Origin of the sequence: Enterobacter cloacae complex sp. P2B, from assembly GCF_014895985.1 — a bacterium.
Lineage (GTDB): Bacteria > Pseudomonadota > Gammaproteobacteria > Enterobacterales > Enterobacteriaceae > Enterobacter > Enterobacter bugandensis.
This window is the reverse complement of the sequence record NZ_JADBQQ010000020.1, coordinates 32,544-57,426: the sequence shown is the minus strand read 5'-3', so window position 1 is coordinate 57,426 and position 24,883 is coordinate 32,544. Positions and strand designations below refer to the sequence as shown.

The window sequence follows — 24,883 nt, the reverse complement described above, 5'->3', positions numbered from 1 at the left end:
AGGGATCAAAAAAGGTGAGCGTTGCTCACCTTTTTTATTTATTCCGAATCAATATCTTTGAGTTCGTTTTCAATTGCCTTCGCGTTTGGATTATCTTCCGGCTTCAGCTTGCCGCCGTTGGCGATAAAGTCATGATTCTGGAAGTACGCTTCACGCACCATAATGTACGGATCGGACGACTGGCGCAGCAGACCGTCTGAATCGAGCAGTTGCGCACGGGTTTCAATCCCTTCCACCGTCCATTTACCCACCGACAGCGGCCAGGTCAGCCACGACAGAACCGGATACAGCGTATCGACCATATCGCCGCCATCATCACGCACGGTGAAGCTGCCATAGAACGGCAGATGGACGTAAGGACCGTAACCGACACCATAATGCCCCAGCGTACTGCCGAAACGGTGCGGCTGTTCACGCTGCAGTTTCGGGTTTGCCATACCTGCAACATCAATAAAACCACCCATCCCCAGAATGGAGTTCAGGAAGAAGCGGGTAAAGTGCACCATCCCCTGATAAGGATCGCCCTGCAGGAAATAGTTCACCATCACCGCAGGCTCTTCGAGGTTGCTGGTAAAATTGCTTAACCCGTTACGCGCGGGCTGTGGAACGTAATCGCGCCATGCTACTGCCACCGGGCGAACCACATACGGGTCCAGCACGTTGTAGTTGAAGCTATACATAGAGCGGTTAAATCCTTCGAGAGGATCGGAGCGTCCCGTTTGCTCCCCGGAGCTGGCGCAGCCCACAAGCATCGTCGCGCCCAGCGCAAGCGCCGACAGCCGAAGTTTCATAAATATCTCCCTGTTCAGTATGGCTATCGTTGATTGCCATCCGTAACGGAGCATCTGGCGCTCCGTCTGAAAACGTGCAAGTGATTGTAACAGCACGTTTACCGATGTCTATGAGTACAGTTACGGGCAGTAATCACCGTGACTCTGATCTCAGCATAGCCTGACTTTTGGAATTCGTTTCGCTGGCAATTTTATAATGTCTTTGAACAAGATTTATCACCTTTGTTGTCATTCCCGCCAATTTAAGAGCATCCCCACAGGCATCCCGATAAAAGCCGCTACGCTTAAAAGAAAGATCAACCTCCGGGAGCAGATATGAAAGAAGTGGGTGAAGACAAAATTGGCGAAAGTAATGAGGAACATGAAATTGAAAGCGAGGAGAAAGCGCGCGGGGAGGAGATAGTGATTGATGAGGATCGCCTCCCCTCCCGCGCGATGGCAATTCACGAACATATACGCCAGGACGGGGAAAAGGAGATGGAGCGCGATGCCATGGCCCTCTTCTGGTCAGCTATCGCGGCTGGACTGTCAATGGGCGCCTCGCTGCTTGCTAAAGGGATATTTCATGTGCAGCTGGAGGGCGTGCCCGGCGGATTTTTACTGGAGAACCTCGGCTACACCTTCGGCTTTATTATCGTCATCATGGCCCGCCAGCAGCTATTTACGGAGAACACGGTGACCGCCGTACTGCCGGTGATGCAAAACCCTACCCTCGGCAATTTTGGTTTATTGATGAGGCTCTGGAGCGTGGTTCTGCTGGGAAATATCATCGGCACGGGCATCGCGGCCTGGGCATTTGAATATATGCCGATATTTGATGAACCCACCCGGGACGCGTTTGTGAAAATTGGCATGGATGTGATGAAAAACACGCCGGTCGAAATGTTTTCTAATGCCATTATCTCTGGGTGGATTATCGCCACAATGGTGTGGATGTTCCCTTCTGCCGGTAGCGCTAAAATCGTGGTGATCATACTCATGACATGGCTAATTGCGCTGGCGGATACCACGCATATCGTGGTCGGTACCGTTGAGATACTTTACCTGGTCTTTAATGGCACGCTTCACTGGAGCGATTTTTTCTGGCCGTTCGCCATTCCGACGCTGGCGGGGAATATCTGCGGCGGAACGTTTATCTTCGCGCTGTTAAGCCATGCCCAAATCCGTAACGACATGTCGAATAAACGCAAAGCCGAGCTTAAGGCTCAGGCAGAAAAGGATAAAGCAGCAAAAAAATCAACCTGAATGGTGACTCTTTGAGCAGTCAGGCGGCAACGCGCTTAACGCAAAGTGTAAATAACGCTATACTCGTGCCGCCTCGTCCCCTTAGTTAAATGGATATAACGAGCCCCTCCTAAGGGCTAGTTGCAGGTTCGATTCCTGCAGGGGACACTTTTCTCTTCCTCTGTTTTTAACCCAAATTAGTCTGTTCGCTGCAAAAACTCATTGAGCAGAAGCATCCTGCTTTATTTGAGCATAACGCGTTGCCAGTTGCTTTAGGTGAAGCTCAAGTTGGGTCTTTTCTGCTTCTGGGAGCGCACTTCCTGCAGGATACTGCGACAGGTGCCTGAGCTGCTCTTCAGCGGGTATCGCATGGTTAAATGACTGTATAGCCGAAAAAACCACTGATTTAAGCTCACTCACTGTTATATATTTTCCTTTTTGCTCATCCAGACTACTCAGTCGATTATTCAGTTGCTGAAGCGTCATCATCCCCTGATACCAGCTGTTCATTGCGTCTACAGGCAACGCCGTCGCGTTAAATTTTTGCTGCCACTGCACGGCGAGCGGCTTCGCTTCCTCCGGCCGCACCGTCTGGAGTTGCGCTAACAACTGAAGGCTGTAGGAAATATTCCAGTCAGGGGGCAGCTTATCCAGTCGGGCAAGCTGCTGTTGCGTTTCTGCGATAAACGTGGACGGTAAAGTCCCTCGCTGTGCTAACGCGTCTTGCTGAACAGGTGTGAGCACTTCAGGTAACGGCGCCAGCGAGGCAATGGCCTGGGTCGTTAAGGGATCGGGTCTGGAGAGAAAACCCCCACCCCACGCTACGGCGACGCAGGCCAGCAGCGCAGAACACGCCCCAGCGACAAAAGGTTTCCATGGTCTGACAGACCCGTGAGCCGCCATACGGTCCTCACTCTTCGGCTCGGTTTCCTGCTGCGCAACATAGACCCATTTCACCGCTTCGATCGGCTCTGTCCTCTCCGGAGGCGATTCACTGCCGGGCCCGCTCCCATTCAAGTCTGTCATGCCTGTACTGGTTTCCAGCCTTGCTGCGCTTGAATGTATCACCATTCGTAACGTATCAAACTGGCTAAGGTGTTTGAGCTCAAGGCGCTGAAGCACCTCGCCCAGGCGTGTAAGCAACGCTTCAGCGCTATAAAGTTCGCGAAGATTACCGTTATTTAATGGAAGCATACGCATGTGCTGCTGCAGTCGCTGGCTCAGGCTGCTAAGGATTTCCATACGAACCTGCAGCGACTGCGGCCAGAGAACATCCCACTGACGACTAATCAGCGCCTCCAGGATAGCGAGCCCTTCATTCAGACCAGCTAATCCAGACAGGTGCGTACGGGCAAGGGTGTACCAGGCTGCGGTCTGCAACTCAACGCCGTTTTGCTCGAATAATGAAAGGCAGCGTTTTTCAACGTATACCCAGTTCACATCCGGGCGCGCTGGATGGCTTAGTTTATTCAATTCATTACGAAGGGAGGTATATTCCGGAAGCGTGCGCGGGTCGCCGCCGGTTTTTATTTTACGCGGGGTGATGTCATTCATGACCAGGTATTCCTTTTACTTGAGGAACTATGGCGAATTATCGTTTATGCTGCTTCGCTTTCTGCATATTCAAGACTTTGCAGATACTGTAGGGCAACAGGGTCTGCAATATATTCAACCTGACCATGGTGACGTTCTACCTCATCGATAATTTTGCTGAGCTCGACACGGAAAAACTCCTTACGCAGGTTAATTCTGTTAATCCGGTAGCTTTCCAGATGGTCATGCAGCGTCTTTTCAAGCGCGGGGGCGTCATCGCAGGAAATCATGGCGTGAACGTCAAAATCAAAAGGCACGGCGGCACCACTCAGTTCTTTTACGCGCTCCATGGGCTCCAGTCGTCGGGTCATACCGATTTTGAAGACGTTTTCACCGAAAGAGCCGATATTCGAAATCACATACACATGTCCCTGTTTTGTAAGCTGGGCCATGGATTTGGCGCGTTCATACTGCTGGTGGACGTCCTGAATTTTCTGCTCCAACTCCAGGCGCTGTCTTTCCAGTTCTTCCCTATGAGCACCTTCAGCGGCAAGTAGAGCTTCCTCCAGTAAACGCTGTTGTTCAGCAAGGCGTTGCTCTTCCTCTTCCGCTTCGTGCTGCTTCCTGTCCAGTTCGTCCTGACGCTGCTTTTCTTCTCGCATCTGACGGTTGAGCTCGGCCTGAAATTCTTTTTCTTCCTGCGCTTTTTCCAGCAGGGCGACCTTATCCAGAAATTGCTGTTTTACGCTTTCCCAGTCGGCGTTATCCTCAAGCTCGAGAAAATTGATTTTTTCACTGATAGCTGAGTAAGCCTCTCTCTCCTTCCTGAGCTGGTCGTACTTGCTTTGCCAGTTATTTACCGTGGTGCCGGAGAGCAGTGTTTTGACTTTGAATTTATATGCTGTGTCCACAATACGCTGCAGTGCCCGAGAGGCTTTTTTTCTGGCATTGTGAAATTCCTCCCACTGACCCGAAAGCTGTTTCTTTTCCTGATACAGGCCGCGAGCCACTTCAGTACTGACCGTTTCTTCAAAGGCTTTCTCTTTCTGTGCCAGGTCAAACACGGCCCGTTCAAGCTCCGCTGTTCTATTACGGAAGCCTCGGTAAATGAAAATCCGTATTATCAATGCAACGGCTATCAGCAAGCCAAAGAACAGAGCGATTATCCCTGCTGGATTCGACACAGATTCAATAAATCGCTCATTCAAATTAATTAATGCTCTTACTGCGACATAAATACCCCACGCAATTACACCAATAATAACCAGAATAATTCCCGCGGCATTGTTATCTTTTTTTCTTCGTGCCATTTTTATTTATTTCCTTTCTTCTTGCAATCCAGTTTATTCAATCCACACCGTGGCAAAGAATCTCTTTCACATGGATTAATACTGATTCCCTGAACAAATCGGTAAATGGGTGAAGCCGGGCTTGTTTGCCATATAGAGAGGAGCGCATGTGGGCTGACGGGGTTGCGTACTGACCGGCTCGTCGCTTTCTGCCAGGGCCTGTTGCTCCTTCTTTTTCTGAGTTACCGTCTTTTTCGTCCGTGTTTTACTGGCGGGAAGGGAAGGCTTTTCCTGCTGGTGAGTTATGGCGTTACCGTACCCGGAGCAGAATCGCTTCGACTGGCTAAAACTGCCGTCGTTACAGACAAAACGACCATCCGAGGTGCAATGTGCAATTCCTCCTTTTGAACCTGAACAGGGCTGTCTTCCTCGTGCAGCCTCAACCTGTAAGGTAAAAAACACACTCAACATTAGAAAGAGGCTGAGTTTTTTCATTATTGCTTCCATGATTGTTTCGCGGTCCAGTGCTGAGTAACTAATAAAGGGGATGAATATTAACGCTATGGCAACAGCGCTAAAATCAGACCGAAAAAAATCGCTTCATCAAATCGTTGTCCAGACTCAGGCGATGTATCAGGGGGACTATAAGTCCAGTTACTCACTCCCCTAACCCGCATGAACAGGCGGCCTTGAGAAATAACATTTTTCCCGGAACAGAATGTTATCTCGACACAGCCAGCCACGCCCTGACCATACAAAAATACCGGCATAAATTTTACTGCCCGGTTGTCATAACGCAGAACGATACCGGAAATCTCGAAAGCCCCTCCCTCCACCAGCAGGTCCGAAACGAATGCCGCCAGCGGCTCCACGTTCAGTCCGGTACCTGTCAGCCACTCATCCATCTGCGTCTGAAGTCGCTCCATTCGCTGGCGAAACTCAGCTATGTCTATCTGACTCTTGCTGCAAGGCAAAGCCGGCGCAGGTTGTCTGGCCTGCAATTTTTTCAGGAACTGTGATTTTATTGACATTGTGCTAACTGACCTCATATACGCGTTGACGTGTCGAGATACTGCTGCTGCCTGAGGTGCCTCAACAGAACCCGTCCTTCGGGCATAAACTCGGTGCCGTAGCGCACCAGCCCAACCCCTTTAAGTTCAGCGTCAATGGCATAGCGCAGTTCGCCGGGTACGTCCTGCTCCAGCAGAACCACATCTATTTTTTTCAGTCGGGGTTCATATTTGAGCAGGACGGCAGACAATGTGCCCATAAGCTCATGGGCCGTTCCAGGCATACCCTGCAGAATTTTCGTCATATCAGGCAGCCCGTAGTCGGGCAGATGCGCCAGCGTGCCGGCGCGACAGTTGAGAACGCGCTGCATGTTATCAAGTACCGATAAAATCACCTGGTTCTGCTCACTGACCTGGTTAAGCTCGAGGCCGCCGGTAAAATTTCCGGTTAGCATTTCATAGAGCGAAGGTGTGTTATGTTCCTGGGGCATCAGTCGTCCTTAAGCGGTTGCAGCGTCAGATGGTTATCGCCGGCTTCCAGAATGCGCGGTTTATCCGGATCCAGATCGCTGCGCTTGATAACCTGCTTCCAGGTGTCGTTAGTCATGTCCGGATGGCGGAACAGTCCCACTACCGAAACAAACTGCGCTTCTTCTTCCATCGGCATATCAAGGCTTGCATCCCCGCCCGGCTTCACCACGACGTCACGACTGGCCAGCATGTCGTCTTTCAGAATGCTGGCATCATCCTGTAGCAGTTGCTGGTAAACCGTCTTATCAAAGTTTTTGCAGTCTTTAAGCTGATAAACCCGCACCACAACAGGCTCAGACAGTGAGTTATTTTCGCGGGAGTCGGTGTTCAGCGCCTCACGCGCGGTGAAATCCAGATGCAGGATTTTAATTTTTTTATAGAACACGGAAGTAAACGCCGATTTGGTGCCGTCGGTGACGCTTTGGGTCACCCCGCAGCCTGTCAAAGTGAGCGCCATCAGAGGCATTAGCCAGCGCGTGGCTTTATTTAAACTTGTACGTAACACGTCGGTTTCCTTGTTGCGGTTTCGCAGGCTCCAGCCCGCTGTAATAACCCAGCTCTGTCGTAAAGGTTTCAGGTATATCATCCGGAAGGCTCTGCCCCTCTGCACCCAGCACCCCGTTCATACCCAGCCAGAAAGGTCCTTCGCCGAGCGGAGGAGCGGCCAGCAGGCGGGTAAGAGTGGTGAGGGTGATCTTTGCCTTAAAACGCCAGCCGAGGTAGACACGCAGCATCACCAGAAAGTCCTGATACAGCAGACCGTCCGGTTTCCAGCCCTGCGATTCCTGTTCGTTTTCGGTGGACAGGGCAATCAGCAGCTGGCTGCTGGCATCCATTGCTTCGTCACCCAGCGGGGTATTGCCGTCCAGTTGAAAATCGTCATCACCGTAGAAGCCCAGTTGCTGACTGACCTCCACCGGTCGAAGGCAGTATGGACTGACCTTCACGAGAGTATCCGGGGCCAGCAGTGTCACCAGGGCCTGCATTCCCTCCTGGGTTTTGCCCGGCTGCTGCAGCACACCCAGCAGCGCCATAAAGCGGGACACCGGTGTGGCAATGTGGTTCGCAGTGCCCGGTATGCCCAGCCCCACCAGACCCAGCAGCGACTGCGAAATGGTGTCTGTTCCTCCCGGCTCAAACGTTGCGGGATAGGAGTATTTGCGCCAGATGCGGTAAAACTGCGTCAGGATGCGATGGCTGAAAATATCCAGAAAGCCCTGCAGCGCCTCATGCCCTTCCCGGCGCTGGGTGATGTCATCGAGATAGGCTGTCGGCAGTGGTGAGTCGACGCCGTACATCCCCATAAAGGTGGTGCGGATAACCGGCGGCTTGCCGTCATCGTCTTCGTCATACTCGACAGCCCTCAGTTCGCTAACCGGAAACCCCATCCCCGGATGCGGCGCAAAGCGTACCGGGTCATCGGAGGGGTGACTGGTTGAGCCCATCAGCGGCCTTCCAGGATTGCGTTTCTCCAGCAGCTGACATAAACGGTAAAAGTTAATGCGATGAAGATCGGCCTCCAGCCGCGGGGTCAGCCGGGAATACGGCGGTTGTGCTTCTCTTCCCATTCCAGGCGTTCTCCGGTCGGTTGCAGGATAATAATCAGGCGGTTAAACAGATAGATATCGGTGTAGAGCGCGAAGAAGCGGCTCAGCATCTCGCCGAAGAGACAGATGTCGCCGCGCCCGGCAAAACCGTGGCTGTCCAGCGTCACCTCAATCTGCACCCCGCGTACCAGGTACCCCTGCTCAAAGCGTTCCGTTTCACTGTGCTTCACGTCGATAATCGCCTCCAGACGACGGCGGTTCATCTCGCTGTCAGTCCACTCGTACAGCGCCAGCGTGCCGCGCAGCACGTCGGCGTTATCCATCATTGACAGGAACCCGCTGCCGAGGTGGCTCAGCACACGCCAGTGAAAACGGTCCTGTGCCGGGGGATAACAGGGCAGCGTTGGCGCACACAGGTTGCGCACGGCAATACTGGCTGAAGTCGTTTTCATCACTGTATCGAGCACGGTGCTCTGCAGCGCTCGCCGCGGGAGCTGGCCGTTTGTGCCCGTGAGCGTCAGGGACAGACTTTCATCTACTGGTACTGTGTGGTTATCAAAGGCTTCACCGCCCAGAATGAGCCAGGTGTTGTACAGACCTGACGGGCCGCGCCGCACACGAGTGTGATAATAATATTCCGGGGCTTCATGACGCATCATGCCGCCTTTGTGACGGAAGCTCGAGAACGGCACGTAGGTATGCTGGCTGGATGACATTACCGAGTCCACAGAGTAAATCTCAGTATGGCCGTCCTGCACCCGCATCGGTCGCAGCATGTATTCGGTCTGCAGGGAGTTGAGCGTCAGCGGGTCAGATTCCAGCGGGAACAGGTTGATCACCGGCACACAGTTCAGGCGCAGATGCTTTTCGGTAAAGCTGAAATCATGCTCCCAGCGTTCTGCCAGCACCACGTCGATTTCAAACCAGGGGAGTTCAGCCGGAAAGACTACGGTCTCCAGCCCACGCAGGCCGGTAAACATGAATTTCTCACGGAAGGTGAAGTACTCCAGCAGCAGCTGATAGCCGCTAAAACTACTGCTCCCCTTCGGCCAAAGGTCGTCATCATCGTCAAATCCCAGCACGGCGAAATAGCCGTCAAACGGTCTTCTGTCTATATCACCCGGCATCCGCAGCCACAGGCGCGCCGTGTTCATAGTAAAGGCTTCATGCATGGCGCAGGCGAGCGGCGCGTCTGCGTTGAAGTAGAACGGGAGCTGGCTGAGATCGATACGGCTCCAGTCGGCGAGATGGCTGCAGTTAAACCGCAGACTAATAACCGAACGTCCGTCAGGGTCAGTCGACAGGCGGACGTGCTCAAGCGACAACGGCTGGAGAGTAATCTCTTTGGTTGTGGTATACCGGCAGCGCGTGCCCTTCTCACCGATCGGCCTTGAGTTCACCTCAAAGCCTTTGACGATACGCATCTGCTCTTTCATCTCGCGCCAGTCAGGGGTGAACTCCACCACCGACATCGACGGAATGGTGCGCAGGTAATGCGGCCAGAGCAGGCTGACCAGCCCTTCTGTCAGTTCAGGCAGGTCGTCATCAAGCTTTTCACGCAATCGCCCCATCAGGAAGGCAAAGCCCTCGAACAGGCGTTCCACGTACGGGTCGCGCGCGCCCGCTTTATCGAGGTTGAGCATTGCTGCCTGCTCGGGGTGCGCGCGGGCAAACTCTTCGCCGGCTTCAAGCAGGTAGCGCATTTCAGCGTCGTAGTAACGCAGAGTTAAATCGTCCATAAAAACCTGAATAAATGAATTTTAAAGGTAGGCCAGGCGTTTTACCCGCAAAGCACCGCACTGCCTGCCGGGTCAAGCGCAATCAGACCGGCCAGAAGCTGATCCATCTCGGGCTGAAGCCGAGATTTATCGGTTTCGCTGCGGGTGGCTTTCATGCGCAGCAGTCTGAGACGGCGCGATTTGACTTCAAATAGCAGCGCTGGGGTCCACTGCGTGAGGGTGATGGACTGTGCAGCGCCATCGAGTTCCCCCAGCAGATGCAGAGCCAGTTCGTTCTTACCCTTTTGTTCCGCCACGCGGGCCATTAGCAGGCGCAGCAGCCATTTGTCTTTCGTGGAGTCGTTGCCCGGGAGAGTCTGCAGCCAGTGAAGTGTGGCATCCAGGCCATCCGTGTCCGCCTTCTCAAGCGCTTCCTGCTCGAGGGCCAGAATATCGTTGTCCGTCTCACCGGCAGTACTGACTCGCTCATCACGCCAGCCGGACATATCGTCCAGCACGCTCTGATTTATCCAGTTCAGCGTGACCTCATCAGCAAACGGCGTACCGTCATTAAAGGCCAGCGTTTCAAGCCCGGTGAGGCGACGCAGTAGCCCTTTCAGGTCGGAGGCGATGATGTCGGCCAACACATTCTGACCCAATTTCACCAGGGCCTGATGGATATACCACTGCAAATCCAGCCAGAGGTGGTTGGCGCCACGCGAGAAGGTGCTGTCCGCGTGCTCCAGTATCTCCAGCCAACTCTGCTGCAAATACAGGCGTTTGAGCATGGCCCGCTGGTCAGCCCGCGGCGGTTCGATGCGCGTTTTCCCTTCTGCATCAGGAGCCGGGATAGCGCTCAGCGTGTCATGACGCAGACTTTTCATCAGCCGGTGTGCGGCAAGCCATCCATCGGGCTGCTCACGCAGATATCCCGTCAGGGTACGTGCCTGGGCTAATAAATCCTGACCGGACGAAATGCGGCTCAGGACGGGCGCATCATGTTCTGTCACGTGCGATAAGATCTGTGGCTGAGACGAGTCACTGGCGTTCTGAGGAACCACAGCATCCACGCCACCGGCTTTCATCAGGCGGGATTCCAGCGCGCAGAACAGCGCATTCAGTTCTGGCCGTGACGTTTCCGGCTCTGTCTCCAGACTGTCGCGGATGAGCAACAGCGCACCGGCAGTGCGCTGAGCATCGCTGCGCACTACTTCCGGCCAGAGGGAGAGGCTGTCGAGCAGACGAGAGCCTGCGAGCCACTCCAGCGCCGGTTTACGGCTTCGCTCCCGCTGCGGATGAAGCTGCACTCCGTAGCGCTGCAGCAATCCTGCCAGCAGTTCAAGCCCTTCGGCAAAGCCGGTTTCCCCGTCCTGGTGCAGACGCGCCCAGCAGTAATAGGTGGCAATCCGGATATCTTTGGCGGTGGTGGTCAGCAATTTTTCGGCAAGCGTACAAATTAGCCCGGTATCGATGCCGGAGAGTTTATTCACCTCCTCTCTGATACGCTGGAAATCATCGTCATAACCCGGATCTTCCCCTGTAGGATTGGTGTCGCTGACAGGGACAAGCCAGGGCCGCCAGCTTTCTGTTCGTACCTGCGCCTGCTGTCGTAGTTCAATTTCGTCCGCCTGACAGGCGGCAACCAGATTCTGAAGAGTGCTCATTATTCGATTCCATCCATGTCACTATTTTCCGTGTTGGCCATCAGCGCCTGAGCCGTAGCCGCGCTGTCGACGCTGAAGATCTGATCCGGCAGCGTGAAGCCGTGCAGTGCCAGTAATGCCAGCGGCCCGCTGCCCAGCTGTGAACGCAGTACCCATTGCAGAGTACGACCATCCGGGGCGGTGAAACTTACCATCCACTGGCTGCGGTCAAGCTGCTGCCGCTTGCCCTGATCCAGCCAGCGAATAAAGCCCCAGGTCCCGCTGTAATCCCCAAACAGACGCGCTCCGGCGTTGACCGAGGTCCAGGTCAGCATTGTTCCTGGTTTGTATGTGTCTCCCGGCCAGCGGAAGGACTGCCAGTCGGCCATCTGGTTAAAGTAGTGCAGCTTTTGACCATCAATGGTCAACTGAGTTTCCACTACCTGCGGTGCCGGGCGCGCCTGCAGCTCGAAGCTAATGCCCTGACTGCCATCGGTAAACAGAATGTCTGACAGCTCGCTCAGTTGATTAATCGCCCGCAGGAACGTTGGGTTAAAGCTCAACCCCTGGCTGTTAACCTTATCCGGTACCCACTGACTGCCCTCTTTATGCAGCACACCGCTGAGTTCAGTCGTCAGGAAGCGTTCAATACGCCCGCTGTCCTTACGTATAAATTCGGCCAGCATGGGCAAAGAGGCATCACTCTTGCTCGCGGCGAACGGGAAGCGCCCGTCAAATGCCGTATGCCAGTTAGCCACAACTGAGCGACTCCATTTGTCATTCAGACTTGCTGCCGACGGCTGAAGCACGGTCTCCCAGGCCTGGGTCAAAGGCTGCACAAACATCGTGCTGCCAAAACCGCTCCACTCTTCGCCAAGGCTTGCCGAAATGAGGCTGCCGTACTGCTGGGTGTCGGTCAGATCCACGCTTTTGCCCTGGAATACGGTTTGCGCCAGGGTCTGCATCATCTCCTGCGGGTCTGAGGCGCTGGCCACCTGCTGCAGGCGCAGGCGCACGCGGGTAATACGGGTCAGATAGGTCTGCAGGCTCAGAGAGTTGTCAGCCGACATGACGTTACTGCCGTTGTTTTTACCCAGAAGCTGAAGCAGCGGGCCGAAGGTTTCATCCAGAGGTCCCTGTGAGCCTGACGCTGACTGGTCAATCGCCGGTTTGTCTTTCCCGCCTACGAGGTCTTTAGCCGATTTGATGATGGAGTCCGAAAGGCCTTCGCTTTTCTGGCCGGTCTGCCCCTGCCAGGCGACGGTATTCATCAGGGCAATCAGCGGCGACTGGCGGACATCGCTCATCAGCGTCAGTTGGTCGGTGACATCGGCAATATTGTTTGTTGGATTTAATCGCAGGCTGTTGAGGAAGTTCAGCCAGCTGCCGGCAAAGTCAGTAAAGTAACGCTCTGTCAGGCGCGCTTTGAGCGCTTCCGGAGAGAGATCCGCCGATACGGCTTTGCGGGAATCGCTCAATACCCAGTCAATTTCATCCTTGCGCGAGCTTGCCGCTTTCTCAATGGCCTGCTGAATCCCCCCCTCCCATGCCTGGCGGGTGAACATGCCCGGTACGACTTCATCGGTGGTAAACAGGCGACGGGCATCGGTACCGCCGGTCATGTCCTCCAGAGACACATCGGCAAAGTTACGGCGTACAGATTTGAGCATGTTTTCGTACAGCGTGCTTTCTGCGTTGCGGCGGCCAATCTGCTGCAATAGCACCTGACGGCTCTGGCTGACCAGCTGCGCCTCAGGGGTGATTTTCCACTGTGGCTGCTTTGGCAGTTCAGAGATGTAGAAGGCCCATAAATCCGGCGACAGACTCTGCCATAGCCCGGTTGAGATGCCCATACGCGTCGGCTGCACGGTTTTCATCGCTTGCGCGTAAAATGCACCGTCGGCTTTATCCGGATGAGCCATCATCAGCCAGGCTTTCAGCTGGTCATAGCCCGGTTTCGCCAGCTGCGCCCGCTGGTCGCTGTTTGGCGCTGAACTGACCAGCGCTGTGAGCTTTTGCGCCAGGGCAGCATTTGCCGGGTCGCTTATGAGCCGGTTGTTCGCCACGCCGTACCAGGGCAGCATCGCGTTTAGCAGTTGCTGATTATGGTCAAGACCGAAGCGCTGATACCAGGGCGTGCCTTCCTGAATATTGTGCAACATGCGCCCGGCGTCGTTTCGCAGTGCATGCAGCGCCGTCAGCTGATAGTCGGATACCGAAGGATGTTCAACCAGGTTGCGGGCTTTTCCTGCTACAGAGTTAATTTGTCCATAGTTCAGCATAAACGAGATCAACAGCCCCGCCCCCCAGAGACCAATGATGGCCGCCAGCGTCCAGGCGAGCGTCTGTTCCCATGCCATACCGACCCGGCGGCCACGTATACGGGTGCAGTCGTCAACGATCCCCTGCCATGTCACCGGCAGAGTCAGGGCATGGCGTTGTGACTCCGGAACATATTTCTCAGCGTCGGCTTTTCCCCCTGACGTATCAGCAGATTTATTCTCCGGCAGGCTGAACATCAGGCCGCGCAGCGGAACGCGCTGCTGAGCGTCGTAGAGCCATGGCAGCAGTTGCTGAGCCCAGCGGGCGATACCGCCGTCTTTGAGATGCTGGCCAAGACGCAGCAGGAAATCGTGGTTGTTATTCTCCAGTATCTGGTTCACGCCCTGCGCCCGCAGTTCGGGCAGCATCATTTCAAGCTGTCGGGTAATGTCGTCGGCTCTGGCACGGATCGGGAAACTGGCCCCGACCGGCTGTTCAGTGCGTTTAGCCTGCGACCATTTACTGTCGCAAAATTGCCATAACCAAACCGGCGCGGAATAGCGCAGCAGTTCGCTGATTTTTTCAAGCCCGCGTAAATCGTTATCGCTGATTTGTGGAGTCAGATTAAGCGACTGGGGCATCACCCTAACAATCCCGTCCAGCGGGCGTCCGCGGCGCAGTTTACGTAGCGCGGTGTATTTCTCTCGGTCAGGCTCAGAGGTCAGACTTCCGCCGTAAATCAGCACGGTACGGTTGCCTTCAAGCCACTGCTGCTGTTGCAGGCCTGGAACAAGCTGTTCGATCGCGGCATCATCACCAGAGATTAGCAAGAGACGGATTTTATGGTGCCAGAAGAAGGTATATCTACGGCGGAGGGAGGTTCTGAGAGTTAAATACTCATTCCAGTATGTATTATCCTTTTTCTTTTCAACCTGAGCCATTACTTCTTTTCCGGTTGAAGCAGCCTTAATAGCTTTATAGTTTTTCTCACCGAACAGGCGAGTGACAATAAAAAATAGAATAATAAATAACACCAAACCACCAGTCAGCAACGCACAGGTAAAAAGCCAATATCCTTGCTGTACAGAGCCGTCCGTCACTCCCAGCGTTTCGGGAGAGAATTCAAGTAACCAGAAAACTGTCGTTCCCACTACAAAAAGAAACAAAAGAATCAGCCATAGCTGGAACGTTGTATTTTTAAATATTGCCAAAAGACGCGTCACTTCAGTGCACTCCGATCAAAAAGCTGATGGCAGTTTTATCAGTCGTGGGAAAACTGGAACCGAAAGTAAACTCATCGGTTCACAGACAATGGATAATGCTGGTGAGTTATTTCGCTACAGGGCAAACAATCATAAACCAGGGATATTTACTTTCGTCCGGAACGTACATAACAAGCTGTGATGATTCAGACTGTCCAGCCTGGTCAGCGGCAACAGCTATCGCAAGCCAGGGTGAAACATTCCTCGTCAGTCCTGTTTTTAAATCAATATCACATGGTTGTCCGGCAACAGGAAATCGAACACCAGAGGTTGAGAGCAAGGCTGTTGCTTTATTGCTGACACCCGTGCCCGTTAACCAGACGTGTTTTATCTCTTCTGGAGCAGACTCTCCCCAGTGTAATGACTGCATAAGCGCGCTACTCATATCTTGCGTAGTCTTCATCTGTTCAGGTCGATGGACCTGAGCCACAACGTTCCGGTTTACCTCAGGTCTTTCAGGTGAACTCATCAATAGTGCTGCCGCCGCTTCCCCGGTACCATCTATGATTTTTTCAGTAAGGTTCAGAGTAATAACAAGCAGGGTCTGCATCGCATCTGGCCTATCAAGCCACGCATCAATCGCCTGTAATCCTTCCCCGCTGATAAAAGTAATATTGAAAGGGAAACCAATGCTGTTTTGCACCAATTGCTTTATCACGGCGAGCTCTTCGGGTAATAAAGATATATCCGGGCTGAACTGAAATAACACAGCCAGGGGGGACTTTTGGGGCATACGTTGAAATACGTTTTGTAGCGCAGTCTCCCTTAGCAAGGAGTTTATCCGTTCTTTTACTCTCACCAGTACAGGCAATCCCATATCGCTAAAACTGGCGTGGTGGATAAGCAACTCGCTATTCTCGTCCACCTTTGTAGGCAATATAATACCTTCAGGTACTTGCATCTGTTGCGAAATGGATTCAGAGGAAATGACATGCGGCAGGTGAACTACGTAACCTAACATACCGAGACTACGCTGACCGGACCGAATGTCCTGAGCAAGATCCCACTCCCTGGCCGCATCCCAGCCATCTGCCAGCCATTCCCCAGCAAGATAAATCAGCCAGCGAAACGCAAATGCAACCCCACCAATGACTGAGGGGATTCCAAGAAAACAAAACCAGAACGTAGCCGTATGAGTGGGCGAACTGGTAGGCCAGAAAAAGGCGGTGATCCCCGCTCCGGCCATAATAAGTACAACCAGGAGTATCACCCAGCGCTTAAAAGCAGGTGCAGATCGTCGTTTTGCACGTGGTGGAATACAGGTAAGATCAACGGGCATTATTTACTCGTAGTAGCATTACTTAAAGAAGCGATCAGTGTACATCCGCAGGTACATTTATAGCCGTGAAAGGCAACCTGTCTGCCATTATCCCTAAATGTCGGATGGCCTTCTGCAATAAAAGAAGGACTGTGCCCCTTCAGTGGGCAACTCACCGGGTCGTCCTTATGCGCCACACCGATACCACCAAATGTCATAGTTTCAGAACCTACTGCGACATAACCACCGCTGGAAAGTTTGTCGTTTTTACGGATAATGCCTTTCATTTCATTATCTCAACACTGTTAATTATTTTATTTGCAAAAAAGTCATGTTCTTCAGAATCTCCTCTTGTAGAGATCACTTGTATCCACATAACCCCCATCCCTGTTAACGCAACAACAGTAGTAAGTCTCGCATCATCGCCGTTTACTTTCATATTCCCCTTAACCATAAGCATATCTTTATTGTTAATATCAACATGTTCTCTGCTGCTTATTTTTATTTCTCCCAATCTTTTCTGCATTGCAGACAGCATCAAACTGGTTTCAGCATCCAAATCAGTCATTGATTCAGAAAGTGATGTTCCGGAGGGGATAAAACCAATATTAATAATATGATTACGAAAGACAGCATCGTTGCTCTTATAGACTCTAAAGACATTTCCTGACTGAAGTTCATAAGCCAAATCTTTCTTCCAGCTATCAGTTTCATAATTAAATGGTAGATCTACCGAGAAATTACCTTTTGCAATGTCAATTTTTACTGTTCGCCACGATATCTCAGATAAATTAGTCATTGATACCTGGGAGTAATTTTTCTGATAAAACCTCCCCCCCAGGATACACAGCAATACAATTGCAGCGACACCAACCCAAAACCATTTCTTGGGTATACCACCAGTACTATTTCCAGAATTCACATTACCGGTCAAAGTAATATAAAATTTATTTATAATATCTTTCTTAATACAAACAAATTTCCGTGCCGAGGATACAATCATCAAAGAGCATCCAATACCATGTAAAATCCCCAACAATGAAGCGCCATCAAATTTATGAAATTTTCCACCTCCTTTATTTATTGCATTAGTTAACATATCCGGCGGTTCTTCTCCATCCACTGGATATACAAATAGCAACGATTTCAGATCATCTTCAGTTGCTTCATTAAGCGCAAAACCTAACTTCTCACCATATTCTTCACACTCAACCCAGAATTCCGTAAGTGTAAATTTTTCAAGGAAGTCATTAATTGACTTTTCTTTATCATTGACAGAATGCTGTTCTATTTTTTCCCATAGTTCAATTATATCATTATCCATTTCTTCCCTCATAATATGCAGTCAGCATTGCTTTTATCCCCTCTTCAGGAGGGTAGAATGAAATCCATACTCCCGCTCTACATTATCCTGTCATTTTTTTATAAAATTTATTCACACGCTATAACGTTCCGCCAGCGCCGCATGAATTCTGTTCGTTGCACTTTCCATTTTGTCATACAGTGTTTTCCAGTCTTCATACTTCTGATTCGCAAATATCAGTCGCCACATATCTTTCGGATTGTTATCAGCGCTGACATTCACGGAGTCATCAATATCAGGCTTACAGGCATCCTGTACCTCCTGCGGCCATTGCGGGATTTTACTGGTCTGCATCGCAATATAACGAGCAACGCTGCCATCAATATTCAGAAGCAGCGTTACGGGCAAAAATAACCACTCCAGCCGGGACTCCATATAAAACAGATTCTGAAGACCAAAGACAAAACCTTCTTTTCTGTTCTCGACTGGTGGGCAAATGACTACCAGTTCAGCCAGATCCTCAACGCAGTCTTCTTCCATATAACAACGGATGAACTCCCAATACTCCGGCAATGATGCTTTATTTTCACAAAATCCCAGACTGAAGGTTTCCAGTACCGTTTCCCCATCCTTGTCCAGAATGTGCCCACGGATGCACCATTCACGCAGGGGACCCGGTTCTTTCTCCTGAGTAAAGAATATCTCCTTCCAGGGAGCACATAACACCGTTCCGTTTGTACGGAATACATAAACCATTCCATTCCAGCGGTTAAAACGAATGGGATAATGTGTCCATTTAAACCATTCTTTAAAGACAAAATAACCACCAAAAGCTATAAACGGAAGAACCATCAAACAAGCAAGAGAAAATTTACCCAGTCCATGTATAGCAATTAAATCTGTAACCCCTCTAAAAATCACATATAGTAGAATTCCAATAAACCCCACAAAAATCATCAGAGCCCAAAGACTGTCCACCCCCTTATTTTTATAGAACTTATCCACAGTTTCAAGATAAGTCGAATTCATGCGAATTACAGACCTCGCGCAGTTAAAATATTTAACTTTTTTGCCCCCCCCCTGCCTGAGCCGGTTATTTTTATCTTCTCTAGTCAACAAACGATTTACTTTATAAGGCTGATACAGGCCATACATTGTCATATTCAGTCATCCTCTGACTTAATCGCATCATTAAATGCGTCCATTTCCATTATCCCGGTAGGATAAATAGCTGGGGCACCATACAACCCTTCCGGGACTTTCCGCCAGAGACAACTTTTCAGCCATTTCTGAATATCGTTAACCCCTTTTAACGCCATATAAATAGCACAACCAAAAACCAGCACCAACGCCCAGGCTATTCCTAATGGCCCCAAAACTAAACCGGTGATAATACCAGACAATAACGCTCCACCAATAGCAGAACCAAAACTGGCTATCATCATTCCATAATTATCTTGGAAAAAATAATTAATACCATTTAATCCATCCCAAAAAACACCAATCATTGCCGCCCTTGAGCACACCTTAATCCCCTGACTAATAAACCCGGTCGTCTTTCTGAGCGCATTTGCTCCCAAGTTACTGCGTATAATCGCCTTCAGCCTCAGCACCCTCAGATCATTCAGCGCCCGCTCCGCCACCTCCAGCGAAGTCCCAAATGCCCCCACCACATTCGCACCAAAGCGTGTACCTTTTTCCCAGGTCAGCAGATCTTTTTCGCCTGCCGCGCCGATTAATGCGCCCCCCTGAAAAATCAACGAAGCCATACACCCTGCAAACGGGATGCTTCCTCCCGCCGTGTCCGCAAGGCGATTCACCGTAGCCCCTCTCAGACCCGACATATTCGTACTGTAAAAACGAGGGAACACACTGCCTGTCACATCGTCAGCAGAACGAAGAAACCGGGTAGTTTCCTGAATACGCACATCTTTTGGCAATGCGCTGATTCTTCTGGCTTCATTACGGTCTATCAGCACCATAAATCGCCGCTCCTGCGTGTCCTCCATCGGAACCCCATCCAGCTCCATTCGCCGCATTGCCGTATCCAGATGATGGTGCAGCTTGTCCTGTGAAACACGATCATGAATATCTGTCATCCGGGCGACTTCACGCAAAGTCGCCCGAAGAAAATATTTGCGCTTACCCGTCAGCACCACCGTTTTTAACCCATAGCCGCTGTTCGCAACCATCGCGACAATACTGATTGCTGGTTTGCTATATGCCATATCCTGCAAGAGGCGCACAAAACCACTACTGATGCAGCTCAGGTAGCTCTCCATCTTTACAGACAGTACCTTACTGTAATCCTCAGTGGCGTCTTTGATGCCATCCATCAGATTTTCCCACGAAATAGCATCAACCACAGAAACCTTGCTGACTTTTTCCTGGATCTGCTTCGCTATTTCATCGTTATTAAAAACCAGAGCCTGGAGTATATAGTTATTAGCACTGAAAGCCTCCGCAACGAGCTGACTATAAAGCCACTGTGACACCAACTTCTGATCCTGCATACCTTCCAGACAGTCAGTTACGCTTTGCAGATAGAATGCCCCGCATGGGATATTTTTTGTGTCGAAGTTATGTTCAAAGTAAGTGGGAAGTGCTTCGCTCTGTAGCCAGGCAAGATACATTTCTGTCATCGGAATAATGACGCTTTCGTTGTATGTATTTACGGCCGCATCTAATTTCGTCAGGAACGCTTTCTCTTTATCCCGGTCAATATATTTTTCATAATTATCCCATCGCTGCTTCGCCCGGACTTCAAACCGTTCATCAAAAGTGCGGTTATGCCAGTCTTTCGCCTCTTCTGCTTCCTGTTCAGCATTTTCCGATGGCACCGGGATACCTGCGATAACCCTGCTTCCCACCGTCTTTGGCCATTGTTCCGTTGTTTTATCTTCAGCAATTAGATCTCTTCTGAATTGTTCGGTCATGGCCTGTTTAAGACCAGACAACGTTGCAGATAACGCGAGGCCACGGGAAAATTCAGGATCTTCGGCAAAGCGGGTTTTCAGGCGATAGTTGACTAACGCACTCAGTTCCTGCGCTACCGCCACTGGGTCTGACAAAATAATAATCCCGCCCTTACCCGGGGACAGCGCCTCTGCTGCCAGCACCAGATTCGAACCGTCCAGCGCCTTTGCCCTCTTCCAGTACGATGGGGACCAGTGGCGGACACCACTGCTGTCCGCACCCTGGCAGTATTCCGCCACAGTTTCAGTCAGCGCTGATATTGCAATAACCTGGTCAGCCTTACCGGTATTAATCCAGGCATCCATGTCAAAAGGTTGCATATACTGGATGCGATAAGACGCGTCTTCATGCTTTGCGCGGACCGCAGGTGTCCATTCCACTTCGGACCAGCAGAACCAGAATATACCGTTTTTCATACCTAAGGGTTTTACCGGCAGCGTTATCAGTGACGCATTCGCCAGCTCTTCTGGATGAGTAATACATGGCTTAACCTTGCCATTTGCAATATCAGGAGGCGCATCTCCATTTTCTGGCAGCGGGTAATAATATCCCTCACCAGTGGCAAAATAATTAATCCAGCGGTTACCTGACTCAGACCAGATATATAAATAGCCTTCTCGCAACAAGCGCCCCGTCCATGCAGTTTTACCTTTTGCTACTACAGGTACAGTGATGCTGTCAGGCAAATGAGGTAATGCGTCGTCCTTTGCTACAACCGCCGGACGAACGGGTAAAAATGGTAACCCATAGCGTATACAGAATTTGCAGCCTTTTTGTGTTTTCATTTTTGGTTACAGCCATTCGCCAGTGTTTATACAGAACTCATTATTTATTTGTTGTTGCATCATTCAGTAATGATGTTAGCTTGCAACTATAATTATAGCCATGAAAAGCACAGGAACAGCACTATCCTTCATAGCTCCCGGAGCTAAGTTATGGTCATCCATTTCCACTATACCTTTCATCTTTATTTCCTGTTGTTTGCTGATGGTTTCCTGAAAAGATTCCGCCATAGATGTTCAGGATTACCAGAAGCATCGACCCGATAAGGGTCATCTTTATCAACCCGGCACAGTGACTCAATACTCTCGGGCCAGACGGGCAACCTGCTTGTCACCATCGCCAGGTAGCGCGGAACGCTGAAAATAAAGGACAGCACAAACAGGAGCGGGAACAGAAATAACGGTGCGCCGTTAAAGCCGGATAAAAGATAGAGCAGACCAAAGCGATAGCCCTCGCGTTTTTTTGCGATGGGCAGGCAAAAATCAACAACCCCAATGACGGACTCGGGCCCTTCCTCCATGTAACGTCGGACAAACTCCCAGTGCCTTTCAAGCTGTTTCCTGTCCGAATGCGTGGCCGGCAGACAGAAGGTGTCAATCACGGTTTCATTATCATCCGCCAGCACATGACCGCTGATGTAGTAGTCTTTGTTCGCATCTTTTCTGTGGCTCAGTCCTGTGGTGAAAAAAACGCTATCCCAGGGAACGCTGTAGGCTGAACCATTTAACCGGAATACGTGCACCAGTCTGTTTTTTCTGTCAAAGCGAATGGGGTAATGTGTCCAGGCAAACCATTCTGTTTTAAGGACTTTGAATGTCATTATAATGGTTGGAATACAAATCAAACTCATCGACAGAAACATTTTTTCACTAGTCGAAAATTTCCAATCAATATAGGGAACACTCTTAATTAGCACAGTAACATAGAGCAATGAAAATCCAAAAAAAGCAAATGCAGCGATTAAACTAAGAAATCCTTTTGCTGAGTAATATTTGTCAACCAACTCCAGATAATGGGAATTTAGTGTTATCACTTTCATATCAGGAACTAAAGATTGTCCATCCAGTTCAGTTGTCTCGTCTTTTTTTAGCTGATGCGTTCTCTCTTCATCACTAAGAAACCGGTTTAATTTAAATTTAGGGAAAAGACCGTAATAATCCATTTTATCCCTCCACTCCCAACGCTAATTTAAGTTCATCCATTTCCATTTTCATGGTTGGCCATATAGGCAGTTCGGCAGCCTCTATCATCTTATATTTTTCTTGTTCTACCTTTGGTTCATCTATATCAACAGGTATTCTTCGCCATAAACACTGCACCAGCCATTTTTGAATGTTATCGCGATTGTGAAATGCCAGATAAAGTGCTGTACCAATTAAAAACACAACTGCAATAAACGTTCCTACGACAGGTATAGCGGCAACTACTGCCACCGCTAACCAGACACCAGCCGCTGCGGAAAGACCGTAAGCAATAGCCAACCCTGTATGTCCTTTATTAAATTCGTTAAGGGCATGATATAAGTCATATCCTACAGCAATCACACCTGCCACCACGCCTAACGCTTTCCCCAGGTAACCAAACACCCATCTACGAAAGGTTTCGGAGCTGAAAACCCGGAGCCTCGACGCAGCATTGGCAAATAACTGAAACTGTTTAATACCGGTCTCGATAATGCCTAATGTCGTGCTTCCAAGACCTAATACGCCCGCCCAAAATCGGGAATGCGCTTCTCCCTGATCGGCAGTGAGCGTTTTTTTATTGTGAATATCAGCAGAAATAAAAAGTGCTGCAACCTGAAGAATCCCGGAACATACCCCCAATGTAAATGGCATAGCCTGTCCGGCTTTTGTGACTCCACGCTGGACAGCCCCCTGCCAGCGGCTAAATTGCTGAGCCTCAACATCTGCCGAGGTTCGAAGTAATTTACTCAATGCAATAGCACGCTCTTTGGGTGGCAGCGATGCCATCTCGTGTACTTTGTCAATATCAACCATGACCAGAAATTTTTTTGTTTCCTCAACTTCCATTGGCAACCCGTCGATTCTGAGTCGTCTTAACTCCCGTCTGACATAATGTCGTAAGCTGTCTTTATTTGCTCTGCTGTCCAGTCCGCTTTCCTTAGCCAATTGCGTGACCACTTCAGAAACAAACTCTTTATATTTCCCTGTTTTTTCTAAAGGAACCAGTGCTTTATTTGTTATTGCACCCATCGCAACTAAACAGCCGTAGACTTTGTTTGATTCTAATGCCTGTGCGATCTGTTTTGTTAATATACCTGAAAGTAACCCAATGAATATTCCTGCCACTCCGGCAGCATTATCACGCATTTTTTCGATACCATCTTTAAAGGCATCGGCGATCCCATTCCAGGGAATGGCAAACCAGTCCGAAAAGCCTTCAGTAGCTTTAGCTAACTTTTCAGCCAGAACATCCTGATTTAATATTAAAGCACGAGCCAGTATATTTGTTACATCTGTAGGTGTCCCTGACAACAAATCATTAAAATGACGAATGACCCCCACTTTGTCCTGCATCCCGGCAATGCAGTAATTCAGCGTCTGGACATATTCAATACCGCTTTTCAATTCCTGGGTATCAAAATTATGCTTAAAATATTCGAGCAATACGCTGCCCTTTATCCACTCAAGATACATTTCGGTGCGTGGACTTACGACACTGTCGTTATACTGCTGTAAAATTTTATTAAATTTCTTCTGAAAGTCAGATACTTTTGATGGTTCATAGTATTGTTCATACTTCGCCCACTTCCTGGCTGCTTCAGACTTCATTTTTTTGTCGCCGATCGAAGTGTACATATTATCCGGAACATCGCTATTCCCGGCGTAGCCAAAGGGACCATAAAGCGCCACACGCTCTTCGCTCTCACTCTTCTCTATAGAGTCCCGCTCAAACTGGCGATTCATCGATTCTTTCAAACCAGTAATTGCAGAAGCCAGAGCAAGCTCCCGTTGATATTTCGCATTTTTATAGATATTTTTTTGCAGCTCATAGTCTATAAGGGCGGAGAGATCCTGCAACACTGCAGGTGGATCCTGCAGCACTATCATTACGCCTTTATTTGGGTAAAGCTTGTCCGCCAATTTTTTGATTAAACGGGCTTCAAATGTCGTGGCCGCTTTCCAGGGGGCGCGGGACCATATTCTGGCACTGCAGCTTTCTCCTGATTTACTGTATTCCGCCACTGTTTCTGTCAGCGCTGACATTGCAATAGTCTGGTCAGCCTTGCCGCTATTAATCCAGGCATCCATGTCAAAACGTTGCATATACTGGATGCGATATGACACATCTTCATGTTTTGTGCGAACCGCAGGTGTCCATTCCACTTCGGACCAGCAGAACCAGAACACGCCGTTTTTCATACCTAAGGGCTTTACCGGTAGCGTTATCAGTGATGCACTCGCCAGTTCTTCTGGCTGAGTAACGCATGGCTTAGACTTGCCATTTGCAATATCAGGAGGCACATCTCCATTTTCAGGCAGAGGGTAATAATATCCTTCGCAAGTGACAAAATAATTTATCCAGCGGTTACCTGACTCAGACCAGATGTATAAATAGCCCTCACGCAGCAAGCGTCCCGTCCATGCAGTTTCGCCCTTTGCTACTGCAGGTAGGGTGACGCTACCTGGCAAAAGTGGTAATGCATCATCCTTTGCCACAACCGCCGGGCGAACGGGTAAAATTGGCAACCCATAGCGAATACAGAATTTACAGCCTTTTTGTGTACTCATA

At 50.3% G+C, this 24,883-nt stretch carries 19 protein-coding genes and 1 tRNA gene; 2 read left to right on the top strand and 18 right to left on the bottom strand.

All coding sequences use genetic code 11. The features are described from left to right. Window positions 1-38: 38 nt before the first annotated feature. Window positions 39-791: a phospholipid-binding lipoprotein MlaA gene (gene mlaA / locus IM313_RS17410; RefSeq protein ID WP_028013975.1), complete on the bottom strand. Its 753-nt coding sequence runs from the start codon at window positions 789-791 to the stop codon at window positions 39-41. A 315-nt stretch (window positions 792-1,106) separates the two neighbouring features. Here mlaA and IM313_RS17405 point away from each other — a divergent pair, with 315 nt between their 5' ends. Next, entirely contained in the window at window positions 1,107-2,036 is a 930-nt protein-coding gene (locus IM313_RS17405; protein ID WP_192971250.1) for a formate/nitrite transporter family protein, read from the top strand. Window positions 2,037-2,111: 75 nt separating this feature from the next. Continuing rightward, window positions 2,112-2,183: transfer RNA gene (locus IM313_RS17400), tRNA-Arg, on the top strand. A 51-nt stretch (window positions 2,184-2,234) separates the two neighbouring features. Here IM313_RS17400 and IM313_RS17395 read toward each other — a convergent pair. The 17 genes from IM313_RS17395 to IM313_RS17315 all read right to left on the bottom strand — a co-directional run bounded on the left by IM313_RS17395 (window position 2,235) and on the right by IM313_RS17315 (window position 24,882). Then, entirely contained in the window at window positions 2,235-3,569 is a 1,335-nt protein-coding gene (locus IM313_RS17395) for a VasL domain-containing protein (RefSeq protein ID WP_192971249.1), read from the bottom strand. A gap of 44 nt (window positions 3,570-3,613) precedes the next feature. Next, window positions 3,614-4,858 (bottom strand): GIY-YIG nuclease family protein, encoded by a 1,245-nt coding sequence (locus IM313_RS17390; RefSeq protein WP_192971248.1) that lies wholly within the window; start codon window positions 4,856-4,858, stop codon window positions 3,614-3,616. 75 nt (window positions 4,859-4,933) lie between these two features. Further along, window positions 4,934-5,332, bottom strand: coding sequence for a hypothetical protein (locus tag IM313_RS17385; protein ID WP_186434848.1), 399 nt, complete (start codon window positions 5,330-5,332; stop codon window positions 4,934-4,936). A gap of 65 nt (window positions 5,333-5,397) precedes the next feature. Further along, complete coding sequence (locus tag IM313_RS17380; RefSeq protein ID WP_049000952.1) at window positions 5,398-5,868, bottom strand: hypothetical protein; 471 nt, start codon at window positions 5,866-5,868, stop codon at window positions 5,398-5,400. Window positions 5,869-5,882: 14 nt separating this feature from the next. Continuing rightward, window positions 5,883-6,338 carry a type VI secretion system baseplate subunit TssE gene (tssE, locus tag IM313_RS17375; RefSeq protein ID WP_049000899.1) on the bottom strand — a complete coding sequence of 152 codons (456 nt, stop codon included), beginning with the start codon at window positions 6,336-6,338 and terminating at the stop codon, window positions 5,883-5,885. Beyond that, the gene (tssJ, locus tag IM313_RS17370; protein WP_192971247.1) at window positions 6,338-6,883 is read right to left on the bottom strand and encodes a type VI secretion system lipoprotein TssJ; all 546 of its coding nucleotides are present in this window, start codon (window positions 6,881-6,883) and stop codon (window positions 6,338-6,340) included. The genes tssE and tssJ overlap by 1 nt, the downstream gene beginning before the upstream one ends. Beyond that, complete coding sequence (gene tssG / locus IM313_RS17365) at window positions 6,861-7,946, bottom strand: type VI secretion system baseplate subunit TssG (protein ID WP_192971246.1); 1,086 nt, start codon at window positions 7,944-7,946, stop codon at window positions 6,861-6,863. The genes tssJ and tssG overlap by 23 nt, the downstream gene beginning before the upstream one ends. Next, complete coding sequence (tssF, locus tag IM313_RS17360) at window positions 7,910-9,664, bottom strand: type VI secretion system baseplate subunit TssF (RefSeq protein WP_192971245.1); 1,755 nt, start codon at window positions 9,662-9,664, stop codon at window positions 7,910-7,912. Before tssF ends, tssG begins: the two co-directional genes overlap by 37 nt. 41 nt (window positions 9,665-9,705) lie before the next feature. Then, window positions 9,706-11,307, bottom strand: a complete 1,602-nt coding sequence (tssA, locus tag IM313_RS17355) for a type VI secretion system protein TssA (protein WP_049000907.1) — start codon at window positions 11,305-11,307, stop codon at window positions 9,706-9,708. Next, entirely contained in the window at window positions 11,307-14,489 is a 3,183-nt protein-coding gene (locus IM313_RS17350; RefSeq protein WP_370528516.1) for an ImcF-related family protein, read from the bottom strand. The genes tssA and IM313_RS17350 overlap by 1 nt, the downstream gene beginning before the upstream one ends. Window positions 14,490-14,877: 388 nt before the next feature. Then, entirely contained in the window at window positions 14,878-16,089 is a 1,212-nt protein-coding gene (locus IM313_RS17345; protein ID WP_192971244.1) for a hypothetical protein, read from the bottom strand. Beyond that, window positions 16,089-16,355: a PAAR domain-containing protein gene (locus IM313_RS17340; protein ID WP_192971243.1), complete on the bottom strand. Its 267-nt coding sequence runs from the start codon at window positions 16,353-16,355 to the stop codon at window positions 16,089-16,091. The genes IM313_RS17345 and IM313_RS17340 overlap by 1 nt, the downstream gene beginning before the upstream one ends. Continuing rightward, on the bottom strand, window positions 16,352-17,392 hold the full coding sequence (locus IM313_RS17335; RefSeq protein ID WP_192971242.1) for a hypothetical protein: 1,041 nt from the start codon (window positions 17,390-17,392) through the stop codon (window positions 16,352-16,354). The genes IM313_RS17340 and IM313_RS17335 overlap by 4 nt, the downstream gene beginning before the upstream one ends. Window positions 17,393-17,503: 111 nt before the next feature. Beyond that, window positions 17,504-18,532 (bottom strand): DUF6708 domain-containing protein, encoded by a 1,029-nt coding sequence (locus IM313_RS17330; RefSeq protein ID WP_049000916.1) that lies wholly within the window; start codon window positions 18,530-18,532, stop codon window positions 17,504-17,506. Between the two features lie 2 nt (window positions 18,533-18,534). Next, window positions 18,535-21,132: a T6SS effector BTH_I2691 family protein gene (locus tag IM313_RS17325; RefSeq protein WP_192971241.1), complete on the bottom strand. Its 2,598-nt coding sequence runs from the start codon at window positions 21,130-21,132 to the stop codon at window positions 18,535-18,537. A gap of 182 nt (window positions 21,133-21,314) precedes the next feature. Next, window positions 21,315-22,292 carry a DUF6708 domain-containing protein gene (locus IM313_RS17320; protein WP_192971240.1) on the bottom strand — a complete coding sequence of 326 codons (978 nt, stop codon included), beginning with the start codon at window positions 22,290-22,292 and terminating at the stop codon, window positions 21,315-21,317. A gap of 1 nt (window position 22,293) precedes the next feature. Further along, window positions 22,294-24,882, bottom strand: a complete 2,589-nt coding sequence (locus IM313_RS17315) for a T6SS effector BTH_I2691 family protein (protein ID WP_192971239.1) — start codon at window positions 24,880-24,882, stop codon at window positions 22,294-22,296. Window position 24,883 lies beyond the last annotated feature (1 nt).

Coding starts and splice junctions, on each gene's coding strand:
- tssA (WP_049000907.1), bottom strand. CDS start 11,307: ATGAGCACTCTTCAGAATCTGGTTGCCGCCTGTCAGGCGGACGAAATT.
- IM313_RS17345 (WP_192971244.1), bottom strand. CDS start 16,089: ATGCCCGTTGATCTTACCTGTATTCCACCACGTGCAAAACGACGATCT.
- IM313_RS17335 (WP_192971242.1), bottom strand. CDS start 17,392: ATGGATAATGATATAATTGAACTATGGGAAAAAATAGAACAGCATTCT.
- IM313_RS17320 (WP_192971240.1), bottom strand. CDS start 22,292: ATGGATTATTACGGTCTTTTCCCTAAATTTAAATTAAACCGGTTTCTT.
- IM313_RS17330 (WP_049000916.1), bottom strand. CDS start 18,532: ATGACAATGTATGGCCTGTATCAGCCTTATAAAGTAAATCGTTTGTTG.
- tssF (WP_192971245.1), bottom strand. CDS start 9,664: ATGGACGATTTAACTCTGCGTTACTACGACGCTGAAATGCGCTACCTG.
- IM313_RS17325 (WP_192971241.1), bottom strand. CDS start 21,132: ATGAAAACACAAAAAGGCTGCAAATTCTGTATACGCTATGGGTTACCA.
- IM313_RS17405 (WP_192971250.1), top strand. CDS start 1,107: ATGAAAGAAGTGGGTGAAGACAAAATTGGCGAAAGTAATGAGGAACAT.
- IM313_RS17390 (WP_192971248.1), bottom strand. CDS start 4,858: ATGGCACGAAGAAAAAAAGATAACAATGCCGCGGGAATTATTCTGGTT.
- IM313_RS17395 (WP_192971249.1), bottom strand. CDS start 3,569: ATGAATGACATCACCCCGCGTAAAATAAAAACCGGCGGCGACCCGCGC.
- IM313_RS17340 (WP_192971243.1), bottom strand. CDS start 16,355: ATGAAAGGCATTATCCGTAAAAACGACAAACTTTCCAGCGGTGGTTAT.
- IM313_RS17350 (WP_370528516.1), bottom strand. CDS start 14,489: ATGGCTCAGGTTGAAAAGAAAAAGGATAATACATACTGGAATGAGTAT.
- IM313_RS17315 (WP_192971239.1), bottom strand. CDS start 24,882: ATGAGTACACAAAAAGGCTGTAAATTCTGTATTCGCTATGGGTTGCCA.
- mlaA (WP_028013975.1), bottom strand. CDS start 791: ATGAAACTTCGGCTGTCGGCGCTTGCGCTGGGCGCGACGATGCTTGTG.
- IM313_RS17380 (WP_049000952.1), bottom strand. CDS start 5,868: ATGTCAATAAAATCACAGTTCCTGAAAAAATTGCAGGCCAGACAACCT.
- tssE (WP_049000899.1), bottom strand. CDS start 6,338: ATGCCCCAGGAACATAACACACCTTCGCTCTATGAAATGCTAACCGGA.
- IM313_RS17385 (WP_186434848.1), bottom strand. CDS start 5,332: ATGAAAAAACTCAGCCTCTTTCTAATGTTGAGTGTGTTTTTTACCTTA.
- tssG (WP_192971246.1), bottom strand. CDS start 7,946: ATGGGAAGAGAAGCACAACCGCCGTATTCCCGGCTGACCCCGCGGCTG.